Source organism: Cupriavidus sp. OTU4054, assembly GCF_038440175.1.
GTDB classification, from domain to species: Bacteria; Pseudomonadota; Gammaproteobacteria; order Burkholderiales; family Burkholderiaceae; genus Cupriavidus; species Cupriavidus pauculus_D.
Window position 1 is genome coordinate 1 of record NZ_JASATF010000040.1, and the last position, 26,302, is coordinate 26,302.

18 protein-coding genes and 1 pseudogene are annotated in these 26,302 nt (G+C 66.8%); 13 read left to right on the forward strand and 6 right to left on the reverse strand.

Going from position 1 to position 26,302, the window contains the following annotated elements; genetic code table 11:
- Together AAHB16_RS30000 and AAHB16_RS30005 are read right to left on the reverse strand one after the other, a co-directional pair.
- Positions 1-293 (reverse strand): annotated as a pseudogene (locus AAHB16_RS30000) (hypothetical protein); the annotation flags it as partial.
- Positions 294-456: 163 nt separating this feature from the next.
- A complete protein-coding gene (locus tag AAHB16_RS30005) occupies positions 457-594 on the reverse strand; it encodes a hypothetical protein (protein ID WP_191002297.1) in 138 nt (45 codons plus the stop codon).
- A gap of 193 nt (positions 595-787) precedes the next feature.
- Here AAHB16_RS30005 and AAHB16_RS30010 point away from each other — a divergent pair, with 193 nt between their 5' ends.
- The 4 genes from AAHB16_RS30010 (at position 788) to treY (ending at position 9,855) form a co-directional block, all read left to right on the forward strand.
- The gene (locus AAHB16_RS30010) at positions 788-3,367 is read left to right on the forward strand and encodes a glycogen/starch/alpha-glucan phosphorylase (RefSeq protein ID WP_342052683.1); all 2,580 of its coding nucleotides are present in this window, start codon (positions 788-790) and stop codon (positions 3,365-3,367) included.
- Positions 3,368-3,609: 242 nt separating this feature from the next.
- Entirely contained in the window at positions 3,610-5,262 is a 1,653-nt protein-coding gene (glgA, locus tag AAHB16_RS30015; protein WP_342052684.1) for a glycogen synthase GlgA, read from the forward strand.
- Between the two features lie 12 nt (positions 5,263-5,274).
- Positions 5,275-7,245: a malto-oligosyltrehalose trehalohydrolase gene (gene treZ, locus AAHB16_RS30020; protein WP_342052685.1), complete on the forward strand. Its 1,971-nt coding sequence runs from the start codon at positions 5,275-5,277 to the stop codon at positions 7,243-7,245.
- Between the two features lie 30 nt (positions 7,246-7,275).
- Positions 7,276-9,855, forward strand: a complete 2,580-nt coding sequence (gene treY / locus AAHB16_RS30025) for a malto-oligosyltrehalose synthase (protein WP_342052686.1) — start codon at positions 7,276-7,278, stop codon at positions 9,853-9,855.
- Positions 9,856-9,897: 42 nt separating this feature from the next.
- Here the strand turns inward: treY and AAHB16_RS30030 are convergent, their stop codons facing one another.
- Complete coding sequence (locus AAHB16_RS30030) at positions 9,898-10,911, reverse strand: SDR family oxidoreductase (RefSeq protein ID WP_342052687.1); 1,014 nt, start codon at positions 10,909-10,911, stop codon at positions 9,898-9,900.
- Positions 10,912-11,137: 226 nt separating this feature from the next.
- Here AAHB16_RS30030 and ligD point away from each other — a divergent pair, with 226 nt between their 5' ends.
- The 6 genes from ligD (at position 11,138) to AAHB16_RS30060 (ending at position 20,242) form a co-directional block, all read left to right on the forward strand.
- Positions 11,138-13,720 (forward strand): DNA ligase D, encoded by a 2,583-nt coding sequence (gene ligD, locus AAHB16_RS30035; RefSeq protein ID WP_342052688.1) that lies wholly within the window; start codon positions 11,138-11,140, stop codon positions 13,718-13,720.
- 397 nt (positions 13,721-14,117) lie between these two features.
- Entirely contained in the window at positions 14,118-16,190 is a 2,073-nt protein-coding gene (locus AAHB16_RS30040; RefSeq protein WP_342052689.1) for a hybrid sensor histidine kinase/response regulator, read from the forward strand.
- A gap of 192 nt (positions 16,191-16,382) precedes the next feature.
- Positions 16,383-17,534 (forward strand): non-homologous end joining protein Ku, encoded by a 1,152-nt coding sequence (gene ku, locus AAHB16_RS30045; RefSeq protein ID WP_342052690.1) that lies wholly within the window; start codon positions 16,383-16,385, stop codon positions 17,532-17,534.
- Positions 17,535-17,659: 125 nt separating this feature from the next.
- Positions 17,660-18,202 carry an Ohr family peroxiredoxin gene (locus AAHB16_RS30050; protein ID WP_342052691.1) on the forward strand — a complete coding sequence of 181 codons (543 nt, stop codon included), beginning with the start codon at positions 17,660-17,662 and terminating at the stop codon, positions 18,200-18,202.
- A gap of 181 nt (positions 18,203-18,383) precedes the next feature.
- Positions 18,384-19,358 (forward strand): LysR family transcriptional regulator, encoded by a 975-nt coding sequence (locus tag AAHB16_RS30055; protein WP_342052705.1) that lies wholly within the window; start codon positions 18,384-18,386, stop codon positions 19,356-19,358.
- The gene (locus AAHB16_RS30060) at positions 19,355-20,242 is read left to right on the forward strand and encodes a DMT family transporter (RefSeq protein ID WP_191002296.1); all 888 of its coding nucleotides are present in this window, start codon (positions 19,355-19,357) and stop codon (positions 20,240-20,242) included. The genes AAHB16_RS30055 and AAHB16_RS30060 overlap by 4 nt, the downstream gene beginning before the upstream one ends.
- A 16-nt stretch (positions 20,243-20,258) precedes the next feature.
- On the opposite strand, the gene AAHB16_RS30065 is transcribed toward AAHB16_RS30060, so the two are convergent.
- The 3 genes from AAHB16_RS30065 to AAHB16_RS30075 all read right to left on the reverse strand — a co-directional run bounded on the left by AAHB16_RS30065 (position 20,259) and on the right by AAHB16_RS30075 (position 23,215).
- Positions 20,259-21,815 carry an ATP-binding protein gene (locus AAHB16_RS30065; protein ID WP_342052692.1) on the reverse strand — a complete coding sequence of 519 codons (1,557 nt, stop codon included), beginning with the start codon at positions 21,813-21,815 and terminating at the stop codon, positions 20,259-20,261.
- 116 nt (positions 21,816-21,931) lie between these two features.
- Complete coding sequence (locus AAHB16_RS30070) at positions 21,932-22,108, reverse strand: hypothetical protein (RefSeq protein ID WP_191002294.1); 177 nt, start codon at positions 22,106-22,108, stop codon at positions 21,932-21,934.
- A gap of 75 nt (positions 22,109-22,183) precedes the next feature.
- On the reverse strand, positions 22,184-23,215 hold the full coding sequence (locus AAHB16_RS30075) for a GlxA family transcriptional regulator (RefSeq protein ID WP_150376592.1): 1,032 nt from the start codon (positions 23,213-23,215) through the stop codon (positions 22,184-22,186).
- 223 nt (positions 23,216-23,438) lie between these two features.
- Here AAHB16_RS30075 and AAHB16_RS30080 point away from each other — a divergent pair, with 223 nt between their 5' ends.
- The 3 genes from AAHB16_RS30080 (at position 23,439) to AAHB16_RS30090 (ending at position 26,299) form a co-directional block, all read left to right on the forward strand.
- A complete protein-coding gene (locus AAHB16_RS30080; protein ID WP_150376590.1) occupies positions 23,439-24,179 on the forward strand; it encodes an acetoacetate decarboxylase in 741 nt (246 codons plus the stop codon).
- A 49-nt stretch (positions 24,180-24,228) separates the two neighbouring features.
- A complete protein-coding gene (locus AAHB16_RS30085; RefSeq protein WP_150376588.1) occupies positions 24,229-25,014 on the forward strand; it encodes a 3-hydroxybutyrate dehydrogenase in 786 nt (261 codons plus the stop codon).
- Positions 25,015-25,090: 76 nt separating this feature from the next.
- The gene (locus AAHB16_RS30090) at positions 25,091-26,299 is read left to right on the forward strand and encodes a DUF3734 domain-containing protein (RefSeq protein ID WP_223851817.1); all 1,209 of its coding nucleotides are present in this window, start codon (positions 25,091-25,093) and stop codon (positions 26,297-26,299) included.
- Positions 26,300-26,302: the final 3 nt, after the last annotated feature.

Below are 26,302 nucleotides of genomic sequence, written 5' to 3' on the forward strand. Positions count from 1 at the left end.
GGGGGGTTCCGGGCGCGGGGCCGCCCCCCCCCCCCCCCCCCCCACGACACATGCCGTCCCACCACTTCTTCCTCCGCATAGCGGAACGTGCGCCAGGCCGCGTGGGTCCATTGACGGATATGCCCGTCGGGGGCCAGATCGAATACGGCAACATCCTGCAGGGCGTCGAGCCATGCGGGATGCGATGCCGATACGTTCGATACATCCGATATGCCGCGCGACACGCCGCTCACGCGCGTGCCCGCGGATTCCTCCCGCGCCGGCTGAAAGACCGACGACTGCCGCTGCCACATAGGTTGTCCTTCTCTTATCGCGAGAGCGCTGCTTTTCTTGGAAGCCAGGGGACGCGCGCGAATACCGACGCGTCCATTCATCATAGACGGTCGGTAATGACCGCATTATTTACGCAAGCCGGTAACCCGAAACTGCTCGCGCGGGCAAAAACTACAACGCCACTCACGTGGAAGGCGGCACAGGATGCTTGTCCGGGAGGTCGCGCGCGGGCTTGTCGCCGCGCTCCTTGCCGTGGTCCGGACACTGGTCGGGCCGATGGTCCGGGCGTCGGGCAGGTTCGTGCGGAATATGGGTGGCCATGGCTTGTCTCCGGGGCGTGGGCTGGATGCTACGTCATAACGACGTGCCTGACGCACGGGCGATGCAGGTTTCGTACCTATCGCGCGTTTCATACGGATTGCATCGAATGCCGCGCCCGCTTGACGCGCCGCGGCGCTTTTTTTCTAGCATGGAGGCTGAGGTCTCTCCCGTCCCTCCCCAAGGAGCTCCTACGATGAATGAACCCACACGGCTGCGGGCCGCGCCCGCGGCAAACACGGATCAGGGCGACGACACGCGCACCGCGATGTCGGGCGCGACGATCCGCCGGGCATTTCTCGACCACGTCTTCTACACGCAGGGCAAACTGCCCGGCCATGCCAGCGGCAACGATCTCTATCAGGCACTCGCCCATACGGTGCGAGACCGCCTCGTGCAGCGCTGGATCAGTACCGCCGAGACCTATCAGAGCCAGCCGTCCCGCACGGTGGCCTATCTGTCCGCGGAATTCCTCATGGGGCCGCACCTCGGCAACAACCTCGTGAATCTCGGGATCTTCGACGACGTACGCGCGGCCATGGCCTCGCTGGACCTCGATCTCGACGAAATCCTCGCGCAGGAAGTGGAACCCGGCCTCGGCAACGGCGGCCTGGGCCGGCTGGCGGCGTGCTTCATGGACTCGCTCGCGTCGCTCGAGATTCCCGCGCTCGGCTACGGCATCCGCTACGAGTACGGCATCTTCCACCAGAACATCATCGACGGCATGCAGGTGGAGAGTACCGACACCTGGCTGCGCAACGGCAACCCATGGGAGATCCAGCGCTCGGAATGGGCGGTACAGGTGCGCCTGGGCGGCCATACCGAACATTACACCGACGATCGGGGCCATTACCGCGTGCGCTGGGTGCCGGTCAAGACCGTGCACGGCGTGCCGTTCGATTCGCCGATCCTGGGATATCGCGTCAACACCGTCAATACACTGCGGCTATGGCGTGCGGAAGCGACCGAAGCGTTCGACTTCCACACGTTCAACCGTGGCGACTACCTGGGCGCGGTCAACAAGAAGGTGACGTCGGAGAACCTGACCAAGGTGCTCTACCCCAACGACGAGACCCTGCAGGGCAAGGAGCTGCGGCTGGAGCAGCAATATTTCTTCGTCGCGTGCTCGCTGCAGGACATGATGCGACTGCTGGCGACGCAGGGCATGCCGGTCACGCGGTTCCACGAGAAGTTCGCCGTACAGCTCAACGACACCCATCCGGCCATCGGTATTGCGGAGCTGATGCGGCTGCTCGTCGATGACCACGACGTGCCATGGCAGGAGGCGTGGCATATCACACGGCACGCCTTTGCCTACACCAACCATACGTTGCTGCCCGAGGCGCTCGAACAATGGCCGCTCGAACTGTTCGGCCGCATCCTGCCGCGCCACCTCGAAATCATCTACGAGCTCAACGCGCGCTTCCTCGACGACGTGCGCATCCGATTCTATGGCGACGAGACCCGGCTCACCCGGCTATCTCTCATCAACGAACAGGGCGGCCGCCATGTGCGCATGGCCAATCTGGCCTGCCTGGGCAGCCATGCGATCAATGGCGTCGCGGCATTGCACTCGCAACTCATGCGCGAGGACGTGCTCAAGGACGTCTACGAGATGTGGCCCGACAAGTTCACGAACGTGACCAACGGCGTCACGCCGCGCCGGTGGATTGCGCTGTCCAACCCGCGCATGACGCAGTTGGTCACCGAGGCCATCGGCGACGGCTGGATCCGCGACCTCGGCGAGATCCGCGCACTCGAGCCCTACGCCGACGACGCGGCGTTCCGCGAGCGCTGGTACGACGTGCGGCGCGAGAACAAGCGCGACCTCGCGCGCCTCGTGCGCGACGCCACCGGCGTGGTCATCGACCCCGAGTCGATGTTCGACGTCATGGTCAAGCGCATCCACGAATACAAGCGCCAGCATCTGGCGGTGCTCCATATCATCGCGCTTTATCACCGCATCAAGTCGGATCCGCATGCGGAGATCACGCCGCGCACGTTCCTGTTCGGCGGCAAGGCCGCGCCCGGTTACCACTATGCCAAGCTCATGATCCGCTTCGTCACGTCGGTTGCCGACGTGGTGAACAACGATCCGCAGGTGCGTGACCGGCTCAAGGTGGTGTTCCTGCCCAACTTCAACGTGACCCATGGCCAGCGCATCTATCCCGCCGCGGACCTGTCGGAGCAGATCTCGCTCGCGGGCAAGGAGGCCTCGGGCACCGGCAATATGAAATTCGCAATGAACGGCGCCATCACGATCGGCACCATGGACGGCGCCAATATCGAGCTGCGCGACGCGATCGGCCCCGATTTCTTTTTCCCGTTCGGGCTCAATGCGGCCGAGGTCTACGCGCTCAAGGCCGCGGGATACCGGCCGGCAACGTTCTACGAGAGCGACCCCGAACTGCGCGCGGTCATCGACCTGATTCAGCACGGTTTCTTCTCGAAAGGGGATGCCGCGGTGTTCCGTCCGCTCTTCGAAGGCCTGCTCCAGCATGACCCATACATGCTGCTCGCGGACTTCGCGTCGTACGTGCATTGCCAGCAGAACGTCTCCAACGCCTACGGCGACCGCGCGCGCTGGCAGCGCATGTCGATCCTGTCGAGCGCACGCTCCGGGCATTTTTCGTCCGATCGTGCGATTCGCGAGTATGCCGACCGCATCTGGCGCGTGGAGCCGGTCCCGGTCTGCCTGCTGCACCGTTCGAGCGGACAGGTTCAGGGCGCGCGACAGGCGGGCGAACCCGGCTTCAGCGAGCGCTGCGCACCGTGAACGGGGCAGCGCGGTAGTTTCTACAACGACCGAGGAAGCTTGTACATCCACCTATGACAATGCGCCGGCGTGCAGCCACCGCCGCACACGTGCCGGCGCGGTTTTCACGCAGTGCAGCACGCTGGCACGGACTTCGCATTGGTCGTCGGCGCGCGTTTTCCGCGCCACGAGCCAATAACAAGAACGAACCCTGTATTGCGGCGCTCGCCGCACCTGCGGTTCGTTTTCATCCGGAGTCCACCTTGAACGCGAACATCCTTTTCGTCGCGGCGGAAGCGCAACCTCTTGCCAAGACGGGCGGCCTTGCCGACGTCATTGGCGGTTTGTCGGGCGCGCTGCATCAACGCGGCGCGAACGTGTCTGTCCTTATGCCCGGCTATCCGCGCGCGGTCGCGGCGGCACGCGGCGTACGCAGCCTGGGCGCGATCCGGCTGCCAATGGTGCTGCCTCCGGGGCATAGTCCCGCCCGGCTGCTCGAGGGCCAGATGCCGGACAGCGGCGCGCGCGTGATTTTCCTCGATTGCCCCTCGCTCTACGATCGCCCCGGTTCGCTCTACGTCGATCCGACGGGCCGCGATTTCTGCGATAACGCGCAGCGTTTTGCTGCGCTCGCACATGCGGCCGCAGCGATCGCCGCGGGCGAGACACCGCTCCCGGCGCCGGCGATGGTTCACGCGCACGACTGGCATGCCGGCCTGACGCCGCTGTTCATGCGCATGCGCGGATTGCACATCCCTACGGTCTGCACGATCCACAACCTCGCATTCCAGGGCGTGTTCCCGATGGAGCTGGCCGGCACGCTGGGCATTCCCGACGAATATCTCGCGCCGGATGGCATCGAGTTCTGGGGCAAGCTCAACTTCCTCAAGGCCGGCATCCGTTACGCCGATCGCGTGACGACCGTCAGCCACACCTATGCGCGCGAAATCCGCACGAGCCACTTCGGCCACGGCCTCGACGGGCTGCTGGACTATCGCGCCGATGTACTTGGCGCGATTCCGAACGGCGTGGACACGTCGGCATGGGATCCCGCGACAGACCGCCTGCTGCCCCAGCGCTACGACGCGCGCAGCATGGCGGGCAAGAAGGCATGCAAGGCTGCGCTCCAGGCGCGCTTCGGCCTGCCGCAGGATGCGGACCGCCCGATCGTCGCCATGGGCAGCCGCCTCACGCATCAGAAGATGGCGGACGTTGCGCTCGATGCGATCGAAATCATCGTGTCGGCGCATGCGGATGTGCAGTTTGCGATTCTCGGCTGCGGCGATCGCACGCTCGAGGCTGCGTACGTCGAACTCGCCGCGCGCTATCCCGATCGTGTCGCGGTCGCCATCGGCTATCGCGAGGAAGACGCGCACCTGCTGCATGCCGGCGCCGATGCGCTGCTGCATGGCAGCCGCTTCGAACCCTTCGGCCTGACGCCCGTGTACGCGATGCGCTACGGCACCGTGCCGATCGTCTCGCGCGTGGGCGGTTTGGCAGATACCGTGCGCGATGTGGGACACGAGGCATTGCCAGCCCCGCGCGCGAATGGGATCATCTTCGACGGCGAAAGCGCGGAGGACATGGCGGAAGCCATCACGCGCGCGCTGGGCTGGCTGGGCAAGTCGCGGCACTGGCGCGCGATGCAGCGCGTGGGCATGCAGACCGATTTCAGCTGGGACAGCCCGGCACGCCAGTACATGGCACTGTACGGCGCGCTTGCACCGGCACTTGCCATCGCTCCGCAACCGATCGCGGAGACACTGGCCGTTGCCATCGAGCGCGACGAAGCCCAGGCGGCCGCTGCCACGAAGCCGGCCAGGGCGCCGAGGAGCCGCAAGCCCGCACGCCCGGCATCCGTTGCCGAGCCGCAGGGCGCGACTGTGGAGTCCGTGGCTGCCGCCACACTTGCCTGACCGGAACGCGTCATGATGCAGACGATGCCGATGGAGCCTTCAGCGACGCCCGCCCCGCCCGGTGCCAACTGGGAGACGCTGGGTGGCGACGTGCGGACGCTGCCGTGCAACGAAGACGGCGAAGCGGTCTATCGCTTCGGCCCCGCGGCACTCGCCGACGGACGCGTGCGCTTTCGATTGTGGGCGCCCGATGCGGCCGCGCAGGGGCAAACGGTGCGGCTGGAAATCGCGGGCGTGCCGCCCATCCTGATGTCGCAGGGCGAGCGCGGCTGGTTCGAGGCCGTGACCGCCTGCTGCCATGGCGCGCGCTACTGGTTCCGGCTCGACGACGGCACGACGGTCCCCGACCCCGCCTCTCGCGCGCAAGCCGAAGACGTGCATGGCGCGAGCGTATTCTGGCATCCGGCGGACGAGACCGGATATGCATGGCGGCATGTCGAATGGACCGGCCGCCCATGGCACGAAGCCGTGATCTATGAAATGCACGTGGGCCTGCACGGCGGCTTCGCCGGCGCGCTGCGCGTGCTGCCGCGCCTGGCCGCGCTCGGCATCACCGCCGTCGAACTGATGCCGATCGCGGAATTCCCCGGCGCACGCAACTGGGGCTACGACGGCGTGCTGCCGTTCGCGCCCGAACATGCCTACGGCACGCCCGATCAGCTGCGCGAACTCGTCGATACCGCCCACGGCCTCGGCATGATGGTGCTGCTCGACGTGGTCTACAACCACTTCGGCCCCGATGGCAATTACCTCCATCGCTACGCCAGCAGCTTCTTTCGCGAGGACCGGCAGACGCCGTGGGGCCCCGCGATCGACTTCCGTCAACCGGAAGTGCGGCGTTTCTTTACCGAGAACGCGCGCTACTGGCTCGAACAGTTCCGCTTCGACGGCCTTCGGCTCGATGCCGTGCACGCGATCGAAGATGAAGGCTGGCTGCCGCAACTCGCGGACCATCTCCGCCATTGCATCCCTGGCCGGCATCTGCACCTCGTTCTCGAAAACGATCACAACGACGCCGGCCTTCTGCGCAGCGGCTACGACGCCCAGTGGAACGACGACGCGCATCACGCGCTCCATGTACTGCTGACCGGCGAGCATGACGGCTACTACGGCGAGTTCAATGCGGACCTGCCCGAAACGACGCCCTCCGGCCCCGGTACTCCCGCGCTGCGCCATCTCGCGCGCGTGCTGGGCGAGGGCTTCGCATGGCAGGGCGAGCTGTCCCCGCATCGCTCGGGCGACGCCGATGGACCGCTGCAGGGCAGAGCGGTGCGCCGTGGGCAGCCGAGCGCGATGCTCGAGGCCACCGCGTTCGTCATGTTCCTGCAGAACCACGACCAGACCGGCAACCGCGCCTTTGGCGAACGGCTGACGACGCTCGCCGATCCGGACGCACTGCGCGCCGCCGTGGCGCTGCAGCTGCTGAGTCCGCAGATCCCGCTGATCTACATGGGCGAGGAAGACGGCGCGCGCGAACCGTTCCTGTACTTCACCGATCATTCGCCCGAACTCGCGCAGGCCGTGCGCGACGGACGTCGCCGGGAGTTCGCCGCCGCCGCGGCTTTTCGCGACGAGGCACGCGCCGGACAGATTCCCGACCCGAATGCGCCCGAGACCTTCGAGGCCTCCCGGCCGCATTGCGACGACACCGACGGCTACTGCCGCGCGTGGCATCACTATTACAGCGAACTGCTGTCGATCCGCCGGCACGAGATCGTGCCGCGCCTGGCCGGTGCGCGCAGCGCGGGCGTCGAGATTCTCGGCGATCGCGCGCTCGTGGCGCGCTGGACGCTCGGCGATGGCAGCGTGCTGTCGATCTGGCTCAATCTCGGCGATACGCCGGTGCCGGCGCAATGCGAACCTTCCACGGCGCTGCACTCTAGCCTCTTGCCGGGCGGCATCGCCACGCTGACGGGCGGCACGCTGCCGCCGAAGTGCTGCGTCACCTGCCTGCACCGCGCCGACGCGCATGGCCATGCCTGAGCCCGCCGGCAAGCATTCACCCAAGGACTCATGAGCGACATTGAACTTGCCGGGGTGCCGCGCGCCACCGCTCGCCTGCAGATGCATGCGGGCTTTACGTTTGCCCAGGCCGCGGCCCTGGTGCCCTACCACGCGGCGCTCGGCATCAGCCATCTGTATCTGTCGCCGATCACGTGCGCACGGCCCGGCTCGACGCACGGCTATGACGTGACGGACTGCACGCGCATCAATCCGGAGCTCGGCGGCGAAGAAGGGTTCTATACCCTGTGCCGCACGGCCCGCGGAGCAGGCCTCGGCATCGTGCTCGATATCGTGCCGAATCATATGGCCGCGAGCGTGACGCACAACGGCTGGTGGCGCGACGTGCTGGCAAAGGGACAGGACAGCCGTTACGCGCATCACTTCGATATCGACTGGGAGTCGCGGGATCCGGTGCTGGCCGGCAAGGTGCTGGTGCCGATCTTCGGCGAGCGTTACTGGGAGACGCTGACATCGGGCGCGCTCTCTATCGAACGCGATGCCGACGACCGCGCCGTCCTGCGATACGGCGACCAGACGCTGCCGCTGGCCGAGACGCCGGCGACCTCCCCTGACAGCGCGGAGGCCTGGCACGCGCTGCTGGAACGCCAGCACTATCGCCTCGCATGGTGGCGCACGGCCGCGGCGGAGCTGAACTGGCGCCGCTTCTTCGAGATCAGCGAACTCGTCGGGCTGCGACAGGAGCGCGAGGACGTATTCGAGGACACCCACGCACTCGTGTTCCGGCTCTATCGCGAAGGCTGGATCGACGGCGTGCGAGTCGATCATGTCGATGGCCTCGCCGATCCGGCCGGGTACTGCCGCCAGTTGCGCGCGCGGCTCGATGCCTTGCGTCCGGGCCGCCCGGGCGAGCAGGCACGCATGCATCCCTGGGTCGTGATCGAAAAGATTCTCGGCGAAGACGAGCCCTTGCCCGCGGACTGGCAGACCGACGGCACCACGGGCTACGACTTCATGAACGATGTCGCGGCCGTATTGCATGACGCGCGGGGCGAAACGGCGCTCGACGCGCTGTGGCACGAAGTCGGTGGAGACATGCGCGACTATCCGGCGCATGTGAAAGCCGGGCGCGATCGCATTCTCGACCGGCACCTGATGACCGAGTTCGGCGGCGCATGCGCGCGGTTGTACTCGCGCGTGCGCGCCACGCCCGCATTGCGCGATATCACGCTCGCGGCCCTGCGCCACGCGCTGCACGCGCTGCTGCTGCAGATTCCGGTGTATCGGACCTATTACGTGGCGGACGAAGGCAGGACATCGCGCGGCACCGACGATGCCCTGCTCGATGCGGCGGCCGAGCGCGCCCGCGCCACGCTGGCCGGCGACGAGCGCGTCGCACTCGACCTCATCGTGACATCGCTGCGGGACGATGCGCCCATCGGCACGCCAGCCGGCGACCTGCGGACGCGGCTCCAGCAGATCATGCCCGCGCTCGCGGCCAAGGGTGGCGAAGACACGGCGTTCTATCGCTACGGCCGCCTGCTGTCGCGCAACGAGGTGGGCAGCGACCCCGGCGTGCTGGCGATCGCACCCGAGCATTTCCATGCGCGGCTGCTCGCGCGCCCCCGCCATGCGATGCTCGCCACGGCCACGCACGATCACAAGCGCGGAGAAGACGCGCGCATGCGGCTCGCCGTGCTCAGCGAGCTTGCCGAAGCGTGGAGCGACGCGGTGCGCGACTGGGAGGCGAGGCTCGCACCCGTGGTGACCGCCTCGCCGAAGGGACCGGACGGCGTCGATCGCATGATGCTTTACCAGACCCTGCTTGGCGCCTGGCCTGCCGACCCGCGCGTGCTGGAGCGAGAGGACGCCCAGCGCGACCTCATTGCGCGCGTGCTCGCCTGGCAGACGAAATCCATCCGCGAGGCCAAGCGCCACGGCAGCTGGACCGATCCGGATCCGCAGTACGAGGCGGCTTGCGAGGCATTCGTCGCCGCGCTGGCGGCAGGCGGCGCCGATAGCGTGCTCGAACGCATCGGGCAGTTCGCGCATCGCATCGGTCCCGCGGCGGCACTCAACAGCCTCTCGCAGACCCTGCTGCAACTGACCGCCCCCGGTGTACCGGACCGCTATCAGGGCAACGAGGCGTGGGACTTCAGTCTGGTCGACCCCGACAATCGCCGCGCGCCCGACTACGAACGGCTGCGCGCTCAGTGCGAATGCACGGCAGGGTGGGCGCACTGGTTACGGCATTGGCGCGACGGCCGCATCAAGCAGCAGCTGATTCGCGCGGTCTTGCAGTTTCGCCGCGAGCAGGAAACGCTGTTCACCGCCGGCACATGCCAGCCACTGGTCGCCACGGGCGCGATGTCCTCCAGCGTACTGGCGTTCACGCGGCAATGCGGGGCGCTGGAAGCGATCACCGTGGTCACCCGGCATGCCGCGCGGCATGTGGAACCGGATCTGCCGCGCGTGCCCACGCAATGCTGGGGCGACACGGCGCTGCGCGCGCGCGACGGCGGCGCTTGGGTCGATGTGCTGACCGGACGGGCCATTGCCGTGCACGCGGGACATTTGCGCATCAAGGACGTCCTGCATCAACTGCCCGTCGCGTTGCTCGTGCGCGGGTAGGCCCCGGCTAGCAGCGCCGGGGTGCAGCGCCGGGGTGCGGCTTCAGCGGCGGCTGCGCAGCATGGCGGCCACCGCCGCCGATGCGCCCATCACGACCATCGTCGTCAGCAGCGGATGCTTTGCGGACGACGTATAGGGGCAGGACCGCAACGCGCGCCGATGTCCAGTCCGCTCGATCAGGCTGTTGGCCCCGTCATAGAGCGCATTGTCCTCGCGCGGCCCCGCCGGCGCGCTGGTCTGCTGCGCGCGGCCCATGAAGCGGCGCATAAAGCGGTCGAACGCGTACGGCGCGTGATAGGCCGCCGCGGAGAACGCCTTGGCGGCGCCACCCACGAACAGATCGCGCCGAGGATGCTGCGCCGCGAACAGGATCGCATCGGCGGCCAGTGCCGGATCGTAGAGCGGCGGCGGCTGCTGGGGCTCGCAATGCAGGAAATTCTTCGCATGCGACACCATCGGTGTCTCCAGCCCCGCCGGCTTGATCAGCGTGACGGAGATCGGCGCCTTCTCCTGCTCGAGTTCCAGCCGCAGCGTATCGGTAAAGCCCTTGATCGCGTGCTGCGACGCCGCGTAAGCGCTCTGCAGCGGCATCGGCCCGTCGGCCGCTTCGCTGCTGATGTTGATGATCGCGCCGCCGCTATGCCGCATATGCGCGGCCGCGACGAGCGAGCCATGCACTACGCCCCAGTAATTGGTGTCGAACAGCCGTCGCTGGTCCTCCAGCGGAACGTCGCCATGACGCCCGAAGATCGTCACACCCGCGTTATTGACCCAGGTATCTAAGCTGCCGAAGCGCTCGATGGCCATTTGCGCGACGCGGGCGACGTCCTCCTGATTTCCCACATCGGCCCGCGCCGTGATGACTTCAGTGCCGTGCTCGCGCAACTCTTCCGCCAGCTGCTGGAGCGCTTCTTCGCTGCGCGCGACCAGCACGAGCTTGGCCCCGCGCGCGGCGGCCGCCCGGGCCGTCACGAGCCCGACGCCGCTGCTGGCACCCGTGATGACGATGACCTGCGACCCAATCTTCTTGAGTTCGACCTTTTTTCCGGATTCCATTGTGTCGCGTCCTCCTGAACGGTAGCGAATCAGAATCAGTCGAACGTCGCAATTCCCGTTCCCGGGGCCGCACGCCATACACCGCCTTGTATTTCTCGCCGCGGCGTGTGCAATGCGTATTAAAGATTTACAACGCGCGCATGTAGGACAGGGGCTTATTTCCGGGGCGTCGTTTGCTGCATAAGCTGGAAGGCAACCGCCACCGACGCATCGAGAGGCATCGACCATGGCCAGAACCTCACATAGCACGCCTGCGGCGGACACGCCTTCGCCGCTGGGCAAATACCAGACGATGCGCGACTTCGGCGCGACGCCGGAGCCGTCAGGGAAAAAGTCGACGCGCGGCCGCGCGGGCAAGGCGCTGTCGTTCGTCATCCAGAAGCACGCGGCACGACGGCTGCATTACGACTTCCGGCTGGAACTCGACGGCACGCTGAAGAGCTGGGCGATTCCCAAGGGTCCGAGCTACGATCCGGCCGACAAGCGCATGGCCGTCCACGTCGAAGACCATCCGCTCGACTATGCGAATTTCGAGGGCGTGATTCCCGCCGGGCACTATGGCGCGGGGACCGTCATCGTATGGGACCGCGGCGTGTGGATTCCCGATACCGATCCCGAACAGGGCTATCGCGATGGCAAGCTCAAGTTCGAACTGCGCGGCGAAAAGATGCAGGGCCACTGGACGCTCGTGCGCATGGGTGGCAAGCGGCAGCGCGACCAGGATGCATGGCTGCTGATCAAGGAGCGCGACGAACTCGCGCGCGCGGCATCGGACTTCGACGTCGTGGAGGCATTGCCGGACAGCGTGCTCGCCGGAACGGCGAAGGCGGTGACCGACGGCAAGTCGGGCAAGCCGGCACGCGCGAAGAAGGCGAAGGCCGTCGCCCTGCCCGACGCCGTGGCAAGGCATGCGAAGCAGGCCACGCTGCCGCTGGCGTTCGCCCCGCAGCTCGCGACGCTGGTCGATGCCCCGCCCGCGCAGGGCGATTGGCAGTACGAGATCAAGTTCGACGGCTATCGCCTGCTCGCGCGCGTCGATGGCGACGACGTGCGGCTGTTCACGCGCAACGGCAACGACTGGACCAGCAAGCTTCGCTCGCTCGCGGCGGAAGTCCGCACGCTCGGCCTGCCCGACGGGTGGCTCGACGGCGAGATCGTGGTCGTGGATGCCAATGGCGCTACCGACTTCCAGGCGCTGCAGAATGCGTTCGAGACCTCGCGCGTCGACGCCATCCAGTACTACCTGTTCGACCTGCCCTACTATGCGGGCCACGATCTGCGCGCGGTGCCGCTGAGCGAGCGCCGGGCGTTGCTGGGGCGGCTGATGGAGAACAATACCGCGCCGCGCCTGCGCTTCAGCGAAAGCCACGACGTCGATCCGCACGAGATGCTGGAAGCCGCCTGCCGCATGAAGCTCGAAGGCGTGATCGGCAAGCGCGTGGATGCGCCCTACGTCAACACGCGCGCGAACACGTGGATCAAGCTCAAATGCACGCTGCGGCAGGAGTTCGTGATCGGGGGCTTTACCGATCCCAAGGGCAGCCGCAACGGACTCGGCTCGCTGCTGCTCGGCGTGCACGATGCCAATGGCAAGCTCCGTTATGCGGGCAACGTGGGCACGGGCTTCGATACGGCGCTGCTCGACAGCCTGCGCAAGCAACTCGACGCGCTGGCCGCGGACACCACGCCGTTCGCGGATCTGCCCCGCGGCGTCAAGGGCCATTGGGTCAAGCCGAAGCTCGTCGCCGAAGTGGCGTTCGGCGCGTGGACCAAGGATGGCCGCGTGCGGCATTCGGTGTTTCATGGGCTGCGCACCGACAAGCCCGCGGGCGCGGTCTCCGTGGAGAAACCTGTGACGGCATCGAAGGTAGCGAAGCGATCGGGCACGGCAGCGAAGGCGGCCGGCCGCAAATCCGATGCAAGACTCGGCAAGATCGTCATCAGCCACGCCGACCGCGTGATCGATGCCTCCACGGGCCTCACCAAGGGCGACCTCGTGCGCTATTACGCCAGCGCCGCGGGACTGATGCTGCCGTACCTCAAGGGCCGCCCCATCGCCCTGGTGCGCGCGCCCGCCGGCATCGATGGCCAGCAATTCTTCCAGCGCCACGGCGATACGCTCGATATCGATGGCGTCAACGCGCTCGATCCCAAACTGTGGCCCGGCCATCCGCCGCTGCTGGAGATCGCCTCCGAGACGGCCATCGTCGCCGTGGCGCAACTCAATGTCGTGGAATTCCACACCTGGAACGCGCGCGCGAAGACGATCGACAAGCCCGATCGCGTCGTGTTCGACATCGATCCCGGCGAAGGCGTCGAATGGCCCCGCATCCAGGAAGCCGCGCATCTGGTGAAAACGCTGCTGGACACGCTGGGCCTGCAAAGCTTCCTGAAGACGAGCGGCGGCAAGGGCCTGCACGTGGTGGTGCCGATTGCCGCGCGCGCCGGGTGGGACGAGGTCCGCGACTTCGCGCAGGACGTGGTCCGGCATATGGCGACCACCATTCCGGACCGCTTTGTCGTCAAGAGCGGCCCGCGTAACCGTGTTGGCAAGATTTTCATCGATTACCTGCGCAATGGTGTCGGGGCTACCACCGCCGCCGCGTTTTCCGCACGCGCGCGGCCCGGCCTCGGCGTCTCCATTCCCGTGGCCTGGGATGAGCTCGACGAACTGACCTCGTCGGCGCAATGGACCATCGCCAATGTCGCCGACCGGCTCGACGCGCTGGCGCGCCACGACCCGTGGGCCGGCCACGACAAGGTCCGCCAGACGCTGACGCGCGCCCGAAAGCTGCTCGCCGACGCCTGACCGCCCCCCGACTTCCGCTGTAGGCGTCCGTCTGTCAGCGGGTCTGAGGCGCGCGGCACGCTTCTTGCCACTCCGGTCGGAAAACGTATGCCATTTCCGGCCCGAGCAACGAGGCGAAACCATGAGACACCACCCGTCAGGCCCGTCCAAACCCGCGCCAGCCCGCCATGCCACGTGGCTGAAGGGGCCCATGCGCCGGCCGGCGACGCGTTGACGCGCGATACAAAAATTACAAGGCAACGGTGCGCCAAACGGGTAATTTTTACAACATCGACCGTCCCGAGCGGTCCCAGGCACTTTCTACTGTTTTTGACGTGACGACAACAATACATCGCACTCCTCGTACTTTCTTGATCGCCGCTTCCGCTACCGCGACGTCCTGCGCCGCCCGCTTGCCATGACTACGTCCACACACGCGCCGACACCCTCCGCCGCCACGACCGCTGCCACCCGTCGTCCGTTGATCCTCAACGTCGAGGATCGCGAGGGGCCGCGCTATGTGAAAAGCCGAATCCTCCATCGCGCCGATTTCACGGTGCTCGAGGCATCGTCCGGACAGGCGGCGCTGTCGCTCGTACGCCAGCATTCGCCGGACCTCGTGCTCCTCGGCACGCGGTTGCCCGATATCGACGGCCTCGAGGTCTGCCGGCTCATCAAGGCCGATGCGCAGACCGCGCGCAGCCTCGTGCTGCTGACCTCGCCGGGGGTCACCGACTCGCACCGGCGCGCGCAGGCGCTCAATGGCGGCGCCGACAGTTTCCTCGTGGAACCCGTGGAGCCCGAGGAACTGGTCTCCAGCATCAACGCGCTGCTGCGCATGCGGGGCGCGGAGGATGCGTATAGCCGTACGTCGCAGGCGCTGCACGAGAACGAGGACCTGTTCCGCCAGCTGGCCGAGTCGCTGGCCGACGTGGTCTGGATCTTCGATCCCGCCGCGCGGCGATTCCTGTTCGTGAGCCCGTCGTTCGAAGCGCTCTGGGGCCGCCCCGTCGGCGCCATCCAGCAGGAACCGAAGCGCTGGGTCGATTGGGTCGTCCCCGAAGAGCGCGACCGCATGAGCAGCGAGTGGGATGCCATGCTGCGCGATGGCCGGCTCGATACCGAATTCCAGCTCGAGCGGCCCACCGGCGAAATCCGCGAAGTCCATATGCGGGCGTTTCCCGTGCGCGGCGCCGATGGGCGCTGCCTGCGCGTGGCGGGCATCTGCCAGGACGTCACGCGGCACAACCGCGCCGAACGCGCGCTCCATAACGAAGAGCGCCGCAAGGACGAATTCCTCGCGATGCTCGCGCACGAACTGCGCAACCCGCTCGCGCCGATGCGCAGCGCGGTGGACCTGCTCCAACGCGGCGCGCCCTCGCGCGAAGACATGTTCCGCGCGCGCGACATCATCGGCCGGCAGTTGCGCCACCTCACGCGCCTCGTCGATGACTTGCTGGACGTGTCGCGCTTCAACCAGGGCAAGATCACGCTGCGGCGCGACCTCGTCGAGTTGCGCAGCGCGCTGAACACGGCCGTGGAAACGGTGCGACCGCTGCTCGAGACGCGCCGCCATACGCTGCGCCTGTCGCTGCCCGAGCAGCCGCTGCCGGTCTGCGGCGACATGGTCCGGCTGACGCAGATCTTCGCGAACCTGCTGCACAACGCGGCCAAGTACACGCCCGAAGGCGGCGCACTGTCCGTCACGGCCTCCGTGGTCAGCTCGCCGAACGGTGACCGGGTCGCCGTGCGCGTGTCCGACAATGGCGCGGGCCTTTCCACCATGCTGCAGCGGCAGCTGTTCGACCCGCTCGCCCCCGCCGTGCATGACAACGGCAACGGCCAGCTAAACGATGCAGAGGAATCGCAGGCACTCGCCGAGCATGACGATCAGGTCGCCGCGAGCGCATTGCAGGACGACGACGGCCATCCCGACAACCTCGCGGCGCGCGAAGGTCCCGGCATCGGCCTGACGCTCGTGCAGAAACTCGTGGTGCTGCACGGCGGGCGCGTCTCGGCGGAAAGCCCGGGACCGGGCCGTGGCAGCACGTTTATCGTCGAGCTGCCCGTGGAGCCGTGGCAGAACTGGCAGCCGTCGGCGGGCAAGCCGCGCATGCAGGCCAGCACCGCCCACACGATCATGCTCGTCGATGACAACGTGGATGCGCTGGAAGCCATGACGATGACGCTGCAGACGCTCGGCCATACGGTGGTCACGGCCTCGGATGGCCAGACCGCCGTGGACCAGGCCGCGAGCGTGCGTCCCGACGTCGTGCTGCTGGACCTCGGCATGCCCGCCATGGACGGCTTCGAAACCGCGCGGCGCCTGCGTGAGATTCCCGAACTGCGCAACGCGCGGCTTGTGGCGCTGACCGGCTTCGGCCAGCCCGACGACCGCCGCCGTACGCGGGCCGCCGGCTTCGACCTCCATCTGGTCAAGCCGGCCGACCTCGATGCCATCACCCGTTTGCTGGACGAACTCGATGCCTGAGCCAGCGCCATCCGCCGCTCACCGATACCAAGGAGTTGACGTTGCACATTACGCCTGAACCCGATATCACCCCACCCCCGCCGGAAGTGCCGCCGCCCGAGGCACCGCCCGATATGCCGGCCGATCCTGTCAGCGATCCGCCCCCGGGAGACGTGCCCCCGCCGCCGCCGCAACGCGCGTAGGAGGGCCGCCATGTCGCGCATCATCTGGAAGGGCGCCATCAGTTTCGGCCTCGTCAATATTCCGGTGTCCCTCAAGCCGGCATCGCGCACGCACACGCTGGACCTGGACATGCTCGACAAGCGCGACATGGCGCCCATCGGGTATCAGCGCATCAACAAGCACACGGGCAAGCCCGTGGAGAGCGACGACATCGTCAAGGGGTATGCGTACGAGAAGGACGAGTACGTCGTCCTGAGCGACGAGGACTTCCGGCAGGCCAACGTCGAAGCCACGCAGACCGTCGATATCGTCAGCTTTGTCGACGCGGCGAGCATTCCCCCCTACTACTTCGAGACGCCCTACTACCTCGAACCCGACAAGCGCGGCGAGCGCGGGTACGCGCTGCTGCATGAAACGATGCGCCGCACGGGCCGCGCCGCGCTGGCGATGGTCGTGCTGCGCAACCGCCAGCATCTGGCGGCCCTACTCGTCTCCGGCAAGGCGTTGGTGCTCAATACGATGCGGTTCGCCGACGAGGTGCTGCCGATCGAGGACCTTGCGCTGCCCAAGGGGGGCAAGCAGGGCGCCTCCGCGCGCGAGGTCGAGATGGCCGAAAAGCTCGTGGAGGACATGAGCGAGGACTGGTCGCCCGAGCAATACCGCGATACCTATCGCGACGACCTGATGGCCGTGATCGACGCCAAGATCAAGTCCGGCAACACGCAGTTGCTCACGCCGGCGAGCAAGGACACCGCACCTGCCGGCAAGGGTGCCAAGGTCATCGACATGATGGCGTTGCTGCGGGATAGCCTCGGCAAGCGAGGGAAGCGAGCCGAAGAGAAGGCCCCGGCTGCGGAGAAGAGCCCGGCTGCGGGGAAGGCCCCGGCTGCGGAGAAGACCCCGGCAAAGAAGGCCGCGGCAAAGGGGGCCGCCGCGAAGAAGGCCGCCGCAAAGAAGGTGGCTGCAACGAAGGTGGCTGCAACGAAGGCGGCTGCAACGAAGGTCGCTGCAAAAAAGGCCTCTGCAAAGAAAGTCGCGACAAAGAAAGTCGCTGCAAAGGAAGTCGCGGCAAATAGAGCGGCAAAGCCAGCCGCAAAAAAGGCCGCAAGGGAGGCCGCCCCCAGGAAGGTTGCCGCCAACAAGACCCCCGCCCGAAAGCCGACCGTCAGAAAAGCCGCCTGACACCGCCCCGGCCGCAATACATTGGTGCCGGCGATGCAACATACTGCGTCCCTCGCATGCGCTAGTCATCGCCTCGCCCCCCGCCTAGCATTGAAACTCGGCTCGGCCTCATTACGGCTTACAACATGACAACCCTGACACCCCCACCCACTTCGCTGCTCGAGCGATACCGGGGGGAGGCATTCAAGCCGCTCTACGCTACCCGGGTCACGGTGGCCGGCGGCACCACCGAACATGGGCGGGCCTCCGGCATCGCGCAGTCCGACGACGGCATGCTCCAGCTGGCGCTGCGCATGCCGAAGGCGCTGGGCGGGCCAGGCGGGGGGACGAATCCCGAGCAGTTGTTCGCGGCCGGCTATGCGGCATGCTTCCATGGCGTGCTGCATCTGCTCGCGGCCCGCGCTTCCATCGCCGTGCCCAATATGACCGTCGATGTCACCGTGACCTTTGGACGCGATCCCGTGGACGGACTCTTCATGCTTACCGCGGACGTGGAGATTCACCTGCCGGATGTCGAGTTCGCGGTGGCTGAAGAACTCGTGCGCAATGCGGAGCGCGTGTGTCCTTACTCCAAAATGACACGGCAGGGCATTCCGAGCATCACACTGGCGGTACAGCCGCGGGGCGGGCATCGGCACGGCGTGAGCCACGCATTCGGGACCCGTTAAGCGTTGTAAATCCTCGTTAGCGCCACCGCGCACGGGGCAAGGCCGCGGCAACAATCGGCTCGATACTCCTGTCGATGTGCCGGTACCCATGAGACTCACTGAATCTTCGCGCGCCACCTCGCACGCCACCTCGCACGCCACCTCGCACGCCACCTCGCACACCACCTCGCCGGACGCGGGCATGGACGCCCTGTCCGCCAGCTTCGCGACGAGCTACGCGGGCGTCATGGCCTTTATCGCCGTCGTGCGCGAAGGCAGCTTCGCCAAGGCTGGCGAGCGCCTCGGCATTGGCCGCTCCGCGGTCAGCCGCAGCGTGCAGCGGCTGGAAGACCAGCTTCACACCCGGCTCTTCCTGCGCACCACGCGCTCCACGCGGCTCACGCGCGAAGGCGAGCTGTTCTTCGAGAACTGCCACCAGGGCGTGGAGCGCATCGTCGAGGCGATGAACGACATGCGCGAACTCCGCGAGGGGCCGCCGTCGGGACTGCTGCGCATCAGCGCGACGGTGGGCTTCGGCCGCAAGGTCGTGGCACCGCTGCTCGCGGAATTCCGCGGCCGCTACCCGGAGATCGCGATCGACCTGCTGCTCGACGACCGCCACACCGATTTCGCCGCGGATCGCATCGACGTGGCGTTTCGCAACGGCCGCATCGAGGACTCGAGCATCATCGCGCGTCAGATCATCCCCATGCAGATGGCCTTGTGCGCGTCGAAGCAGTATGCCAGCGAGCACGGCCTGCCCGAGACCCTCGACGACCTTGCCGATCACAACTGCGTCAACTTCCGTTTTGCGAACGGCCGCATCTTCGAATGGGAGTTCAAGGTGTCGGGCGAGACGCGCAAATACCAGCCGCGCGGCTCGCTCACGTTCAATGACGCGGATCTCGTCCTGCAAGCCGTGCTGGACGGCCATGGCATCGCGCAGATGGCGGGCTATCAGATCTGCGACCACCTGACCGCCGGATCGCTCGTCATCGCGCTGGCCCGCCACGCGCCCGACGATCGCGGCCACTACGTCTGCTACCTGAGCCGGCAGCACTTGCCCACGCGCATCCGCGTGTTCATCGACTTCGTGACCGATCGCATCCGCGCGCTGAACCTTGCATGCCTCAGCGACTACGATCCGCAGTATCCGCCTACCTGGAGAAAAATTTGAGTCTCGCCGCATGGCTGTGCGCCCTCGGCGCCATCGTTCTCTGGGCTGCATTCGCCTCGATGGTCGGTCAGGCGCGCGACGTGCCGCCCTGGCTGCTCACGGGCATTTCGCTCTGCATCGGCAGCCTCGTCTCGCTGCCGCGCATGCGCGCGTGGCGCGTGCCCGTGCGCACCTGGGCATTCGGCGCCGGATGCCTGTTCGTCTATCACGTGTGCCTGATCGGCGCGTTCCGGCTCGCGCCCGTGGCCGAGGCGAACCTGATCAACTACCTGTGGCCGCTGCTGATGGTGATGCTGTCTGGCTTTGTCGGCCGTCGTGCGACGTCGGCCGCAGCCGCAATCGCGACACCGCGGCTGCGTGCATGGCTCGGCTGCGGCATCGCGTTCGCCGGCTGTGCACTCGCCATCCAGCCGTCGGGCGGCAGCGCCGCATTCACGATGACGCAGCTGGCCGGCTACGCCTGCGCGGCCGTTGCCGCGCTGACGTGGGCCATCTATTCGCTCGGCTCGCGGTGGCTGCCGCCTTATTCGTCGTGGGCGGTCGGCGGGTTCTGCCTCGGCGCGGGGCTGCTGGCGCTGGCGGGGCATTTCGCCTTCGAGGCGCGCTACGTGCCAACCGGCGCCAACTGGATCGCCATGGCCGCAATCGGCCTCGGCCCGCTCGGGTACGCCTTCGTGCTATGGGATCGCGCGATGCGCGCCGGCGATGCCGCGAAAATCGGCACCGTGGCCTATGCCACGCCCGTGCTGTCGATGCTCGGGCTGGCCCTCACGCTGCGCGACACGCACACCAACTGGCCGCTGATCTTCACGGCCAGCGCACTGATCGTGCTCGGCGTGCTCGTCGGCACACTGGAACCGCGCCGCCGCGAGCAGGCGTCATGATCGGGCACCCCGCCGCTCAGCCGGCCTCGGCAAGCGGCAGGTCGCGCGCCGGAACGCGCTCGGCGGCGTGCGTGTCCGCGTGCCGCGGGTGCTCCCCTTGCGAGCCCGCTTTCTCGGCGGCATAGATCCGCGTGTGTGCGGGCAGCCGGTAGCGCACCGATTCGTCTTCCAACTGCGTGGCGGACAGCAGCGATTTCGCGACGAGGCTGTCGATCGCATCGACCACGTCGGCGCGCTCGCCATCGACCACGCAGAGCGCGTCGAGCGCGGTCTCCAGTGCGAAGGCATCCCCGAACAGCGCCAGCCGCAGGAATACCTTGCGCTCGACATCGGAGAGCAGATCGTGACTCCAGTCGAGCAGCGCGCCCAGCGTCCGATGGCGCGGCGGCGCCGTGCGGCGCCCCTGCCATTGCAGCAGAAAGCGGGTATCGAGCAGCGCCGCGGTGCCGTCGATGCCGAATGCCCCAACGCGGCAGGCCGCAAGCTCGATCGCGAGCGGCACGCCATCGAGGCGCCGGCAGATCGCGGCCACCTGATGCGCCTCGCTGTCGGTCATCGCGATGGGATGACCGTTGGCCTCGGCACGTTCGAGAAACAGTTGCACCGCGGGATAGGCCTGCGCCTGCGCGGCCGTGAACGGCGCGTCCGGCGGCGGGCTCGCCAGCGGCGGCAGGCGGTAGACGTGCTCGCCTTCGGCACGCAATGCCTCGCGGCTCGTGGCCAGCACATGATGGTTCCGCGATCGCGCGACCAGCCGTTCCGCGAACGACGCCACTGTGCACAGCACGTGCTCGCAGTTGTCGAGCACGATCAGCACGGGCGCATCCGGCAACGCGTCGGCGAACGCCTGCAATGCGTGCCGCAGCGCGTCGCCATCGGTGTGCGCGCCGAGGTCGATAAAGGACGTGGCCGCGCCGCAACCCGATGCAACGTCATGCGCGATGGCCACCGCCACGGTCGTCTTGCCGATACCGCCAGGGCCGACGATCGACATGAAGCGATGCACGCGCAAAGCCGCCGCGATATGCCCCACGGCTTCGCCGCGCCCCAGCATGCGCGCCAGACGTGGCGGCAACGGCTGCTCCACCGCAGGCGCGGGCCGGGTGGCGATGCCACCCATGGCGCCGCGATCCGTGCCGGCATCGCGCGGTGCGGCGGCGCACTCCGTGTCGGGCGCATCGCGATGCGACGCGCGGACACGCGTGATCTGTCCCACGAAGCAGTAGCCGCGTCCCGGCACGTTGGTCACGTAGCGCGCCCCACCGTCGCCATCGTCGAGCATCCTGCGCAGGCCCGCGATATGCACGCGCAGGTTGCTGTCATCGACCACCATGTTGCGCCACGCACGTGCCATCAGCTCGCGCTTGTCGACGACATCGCCCGCGCGCTCCAGCAACGCGATCAGGATATCCATCGCGCGGCTGCTCAGCGGCACACACAGGCCGTCGCGCTCGAGACGTCGCTGCGTGGGAAACAATCGGAACGCGCCGAATGCAACGATCTCTTCCACGTCCGCGACGGCGGCCATGGCGACCGCGGGCGCTGTGATTGCCGGACGGATTGTTGCATTCATGGATGGGACACCCCGGATAGCGACCGATTCCGTGGCAGGCCGGGCGCGAGTTTCGATACTTGACTCATTCTCCATTGTTTCCCTCAAAACACGTATGCCCAGATTGCTCTCTTGTGTCACATGACGGGAAACAAATTGAGGGCCATCGCGGATATCGACCAGCGGAAGCGGCTCAGGCAGGCGATGGCGGCCAGCTCATCGAGGCTGACATGTCTTTCCAAATTGGCATCGACGTGATCCAGCACGCGCTGCAAGCGCTGGACGTCCATACGGGTAACGGTTTTGCACGACATGCGAATCATTCTGCTAATGCATTCACACAAAGGCAATGTCACCCGCGCAGATTGGCAGGATTTCAGGGGTATTGGTCAGCGTTGCATGCCGAACGACACTGGAACGTCCTCGATACCGTCTTGACGATACTCGGACGGCGACAATCCCATATGACGGCGGAATGTGACACGCATGCGTTCCTCGTCGCCGAAGCCGCAGGCGTGCGCGATCTGGTCGATCGAACGCTCCGATGCGCGCAGCAGGCGGCAGGCCGCTTCCACGCGGAAATGCTCGACCGCCTTGGCTGGCGTGCGGCCGACCTTCTCCTTGTAGGCGCGCGCAAAATTGCGCGGGCTCATGTTCACGCGCGCGGCCATGCGGTCCACGGTCAGCGCCTCGTCGCCGAGATTGTCGAGGATCCAGAGGTGCAAGCCATCGAACGCGGGCGTGTCCCGGACCTGTGCCTTGAGCATTTCGCTGAGCTGTGGCTGCTCCGCCGGCCGCTTCAGGTACACGACGAGCTGCTTGGCCACGGCCAGCGCGATGTCATGCCCGAGGTCCGCCTCGACGAGCGCCAGCGCGAGGTCGATACCCGCCGTGACGCCGGCCGAGGTCCAGACCGGATCCTGCTGCACGAAGATCGCGTTCCGGTCGACCGTGATGCCGGGGAAGCGCGTCGCGAGGTCGTCGATATTGATCCAGTGCGTCGTGGCGCGGCGGCCCTGCAGCAACCCCGCTTCGCCAAGGAAGAACGCACCGGTGCACACCGACGCGGTACGCCGCACGATGCCGGCGGTCTGCCGCAGCCAGTGCACGAGGTGCGCCGAAGCATCGACCACCTCGAGGATCTCGGGCGTCCCGGGCACGATCACGGTGTCCACGTCGCGCGGCTGATATTGCCCGACATCCTCGGTATGCAGGACCACACCCTCTATCGACCGAACGATGCCGCCACCGATGCTGACCGTATGGCAGTCATAACCGGGCAACCCCCGTGCCTGCGCCAGATTTGTCGCGCACCAGAACACGGTCTGGGGACCGCTGAGGTCGAGCAGCCCGAACTTCGGAAATGTGACAAACAGGATGCGACGCGGCGCCGCAAGCGTCGGAAGGGTGGCGATGGACATGACGGGACGGGCAGGGTTGTCTGGATCGTAGGCCAATTGAAAGATTCTGCAAGCTCAGGCGCATCATGCCGCACACAGTACGGCGGAGCGAGTCACCCATAGGTGTGATGGCGATCCATCGTTCGCGCTCCCACAATGGATCGCATCGTGCCGGCATGCGCCACGGCGTTGCCCGCGATTCGTGAGTCACCCATCTGCGACATCACCCTGAGGACCGTTACCCATGGAAATCAAGACGATCCGCGAGCGCGCCTTCGCGACGCCGCTATGTAGCCCTGCCTATCCGATGGGCCCGTACCGCTTCATCGATCGCGAGTTCTTCGTCATTACGTACCGTACCGATCCCGCGCTGTTGCGCGCGGCGGTGCCGGAGCCGCTGGAGATCACCGATCCGATCGTGCACTACGAGTTCATCCGCATGCCCGATTCCACGGGTTTTGGCGACTACACCGAATCCGGACAGGTCATTCCGGTGAGCTACGAGGGCCGCGCGGGCAGCTACACGCATGCGATGTTTCTCGACGACCATCCCCCGCTCGCGGGCGGCCGGGAATTGTGGGGCTTTCCCAAGAAGCTCGCCAGCCCCAAGCTCGCCGTGCATACCGACACGCTGGTGGGTACGCTCGACTACGGCCCCGTGCGCGTGGCAACGGGCACCATGGGCTACAAGCACCGCGAAATCGACAAGGAGGCGCTTGGGCGCTCGCTTTCGGAAACGCCCAATTATTTGCTCAAGATCATTCCGCATGTCGATGGATCGCCGCGGATTCTCGAACTCGTCTGCTACTTTCTCAAGGACGTGCAGATGAAGGGGGCATGGACGGGCCCCGCAGCCCTCTCGCTGGCGCCGCATGCGCTGGCTCCCGTCGCATCGCTGCCGGTACTCGAAGTCATCGGCGCGAAGCATTATGTCGCGGACCTCACGCTCGGTCTCGGCGAGGTTGCATTCGATTACCTGGCATGACCGCGTTCGCGCGTCTCTTCTCACCTGAAGTTCACCTGAAGGCCACATCATGAAACTCCAGAACAAGTCCGCCATCGTGACCGGCGCCGCAAGCGGCATCGGCAAGGCTATCGCCGAATTGCTCGCGCGCGAAGGCGCGGCCGTCGCCATCGCCGACCTCAACCTCGACGCCGCGCGCGCCACCGCCGAGGAAATCGAGCGCGCGGGCGGCCGTGCCCTGCCCATCGCCATGGACGTGACCAACGAGCAGGCGGTGGACGAAGCCACCGACAAGGTGGCGGAAGCGTTCGGCGGACTCGACATCCTCATCTCCAATGCGGGCATCCAGATCGTGAACCCGATCGAGAAGTACAGCTTCGCGGACTGGAAGAAGATGCAGGCGATTCACGTCGATGGCGCGTTCCTGACCACGCGCGCCGCGCTGCGTCATATGTACAAGGATCCCAAGCGCGGCGGCACGGTCATCTACATGGGCTCGGTCCACTCCCATGAAGCATCGCCGCTCAAGAGCGCTTATGTCACGGCCAAGCACGGGCTGCTCGGCCTGGCGCGCGTGCTCGCCAAGGAAGGCGGCGAGCGCAACGTGCGTTCGCACGTGATCTGCCCGGGCTTCGTGCGCACGCCGCTCGTCGACAAGCAGATTCCCGAACAGGCGAAGGAACTCAATATCAGCGAAGAGGAAGTCGTGCGCCGCGTGATGCTGGGCGGCACCGTCGATGGCGTGTTCACGACCGTCGAGGATGTCGCACAGACGGCGCTGTTCCTCTGCGCGTTCCCGTCGCAGGCACTGACCGGCCAGTCCTTCGTGGTCAGCCACGGCTGGTACATGCAGTAAGCGCGCGCGCCGCGCGCCATCGGTTCCGCAGGGACGCGCGCGGCGGCCCTACAAGACCAAGGAGCAATCCATGTCGATGGTTCAGCAACGGCCGCCCCGCGCGGCCGCGGACACCCTTGCGCGCAAGATCGCCGCCGCGCACGATGCCTACCCCGTCAGGGCGCTCGTGCTGCAGGGCGGCGGCGCGCTCGGATCCTATCAGGCGGGCGTCTACGAGGGACTGGCCGCGGGCGGCATCGCGCCCAACTGGGTGGCCGGCATTTCGATCGGCGCCCTCAATGCCGCGGTCATCGCGGGCAATGCTCCCGAGGACCGCGTGGCCCAGCTGCGAGCGTTCTGGACCCATATCTGCCGTCAGCCGTGGCTGCCGAGCCTGTTCCCTTACGACCTGATCGCCGACGGCGCCGCGCACTGGCCCGATACGCTGCGGGTGTGGTTCGACGGCCTGGAGGCAAGCCGCGCGCTCCTCGAGGGCCAGCGCGGCTTCTTTCATCCGCGCGCCTGGCCGCTGCCGTTCGCGCCGGGCAACGGCGCGGCCGGGGCGAGCTACTACGATACCGCGCCGCTCAAGGCCACGCTCGAGCGCTTTGTTGACTTCGACCGCATCAATCGCCATCAGGAGATGCGAGTCTCGGTCGGCGCGGTGAACGTGCGCACGGGCAATCTGACCTACTTCGACAATACCGAGACCCGTCTGCGCGCCGAGCACTTCATGGCATCGGGTGCGTTGCCTCCTGGCTTTCCCGCCGTGGAGATCGACGGCGAGCACTATTGGGACGGTGGACTGGTTTCCAACACACCGCTGTCGGAAGTACTACGGGCCAAGCCGCGCCGCGATGCGCTGATCTTTCAGGTGGACCTGTGGAGCGCGCGCGGCGCGCTGCCCGACAACCTGATGGACGTGGCGACGCGACAGAAGGACGTGCAGTACTCGAGCCGCACGCGCGCGATCACCGACTACATGGCGGAGCAGCAGCGCTTCCGGCAGATGCTCAATGACGTGATGGCGCTGGTGCCGGCCAGCAAGCGCGATAGCGCGGGCTACCGCGATGCGGCGGCCTATGCCTGCACGGCGCGGCGCAACGTCATCCAGATGATCTATCGCGACAAGCCGTTCGAGGGCAACGCCAAAGACTTCCAGTTCGGCCCGCTGACGATGCGCGAGCATTGGCAGAGCGGCCTGGAGGATATCCGCGAAACGCTGCGCCATCCCGAGTGGCTCGCCATGCCGACGCACGACGCGCCGTTCGTCACGCACGACCTGCACCGCACGCACCGGCAATAGCCG

Excerpts from the sequence above, each read along its gene's own strand:
- AAHB16_RS30050 (WP_342052691.1), top strand. The coding sequence starts at position 17,660 with ATGACAACCCTGACACCCCCACCCACTTCGCTGCTCGAGCGATACCGG.
- AAHB16_RS30090 (WP_223851817.1), top strand. The coding sequence starts at position 25,091 with ATGGTTCAGCAACGGCCGCCCCGCGCGGCCGCGGACACCCTTGCGCGC.
- AAHB16_RS30010 (WP_342052683.1), top strand. The coding sequence starts at position 788 with ATGAATGAACCCACACGGCTGCGGGCCGCGCCCGCGGCAAACACGGAT.
- AAHB16_RS30040 (WP_342052689.1), top strand. The coding sequence starts at position 14,118 with ATGACTACGTCCACACACGCGCCGACACCCTCCGCCGCCACGACCGCT.
- AAHB16_RS30055 (WP_342052705.1), top strand. The coding sequence starts at position 18,384 with ATGGACGCCCTGTCCGCCAGCTTCGCGACGAGCTACGCGGGCGTCATG.
- AAHB16_RS30085 (WP_150376588.1), top strand. The coding sequence starts at position 24,229 with ATGAAACTCCAGAACAAGTCCGCCATCGTGACCGGCGCCGCAAGCGGC.
- AAHB16_RS30030 (WP_342052687.1), bottom strand. The coding sequence starts at position 10,911 with ATGGAATCCGGAAAAAAGGTCGAACTCAAGAAGATTGGGTCGCAGGTC.
- AAHB16_RS30070 (WP_191002294.1), bottom strand. The coding sequence starts at position 22,108 with ATGTCGTGCAAAACCGTTACCCGTATGGACGTCCAGCGCTTGCAGCGC.
- AAHB16_RS30005 (WP_191002297.1), bottom strand. The coding sequence starts at position 594 with ATGGCCACCCATATTCCGCACGAACCTGCCCGACGCCCGGACCATCGG.
- AAHB16_RS30080 (WP_150376590.1), top strand. The coding sequence starts at position 23,439 with ATGGAAATCAAGACGATCCGCGAGCGCGCCTTCGCGACGCCGCTATGT.
- treZ (WP_342052685.1), top strand. The coding sequence starts at position 5,275 with ATGATGCAGACGATGCCGATGGAGCCTTCAGCGACGCCCGCCCCGCCC.
- ku (WP_342052690.1), top strand. The coding sequence starts at position 16,383 with ATGTCGCGCATCATCTGGAAGGGCGCCATCAGTTTCGGCCTCGTCAAT.
- ligD (WP_342052688.1), top strand. The coding sequence starts at position 11,138 with ATGGCCAGAACCTCACATAGCACGCCTGCGGCGGACACGCCTTCGCCG.
- AAHB16_RS30065 (WP_342052692.1), bottom strand. The coding sequence starts at position 21,815 with ATGAATGCAACAATCCGTCCGGCAATCACAGCGCCCGCGGTCGCCATG.
- treY (WP_342052686.1), top strand. The coding sequence starts at position 7,276 with ATGAGCGACATTGAACTTGCCGGGGTGCCGCGCGCCACCGCTCGCCTG.
- AAHB16_RS30075 (WP_150376592.1), bottom strand. The coding sequence starts at position 23,215 with ATGTCCATCGCCACCCTTCCGACGCTTGCGGCGCCGCGTCGCATCCTG.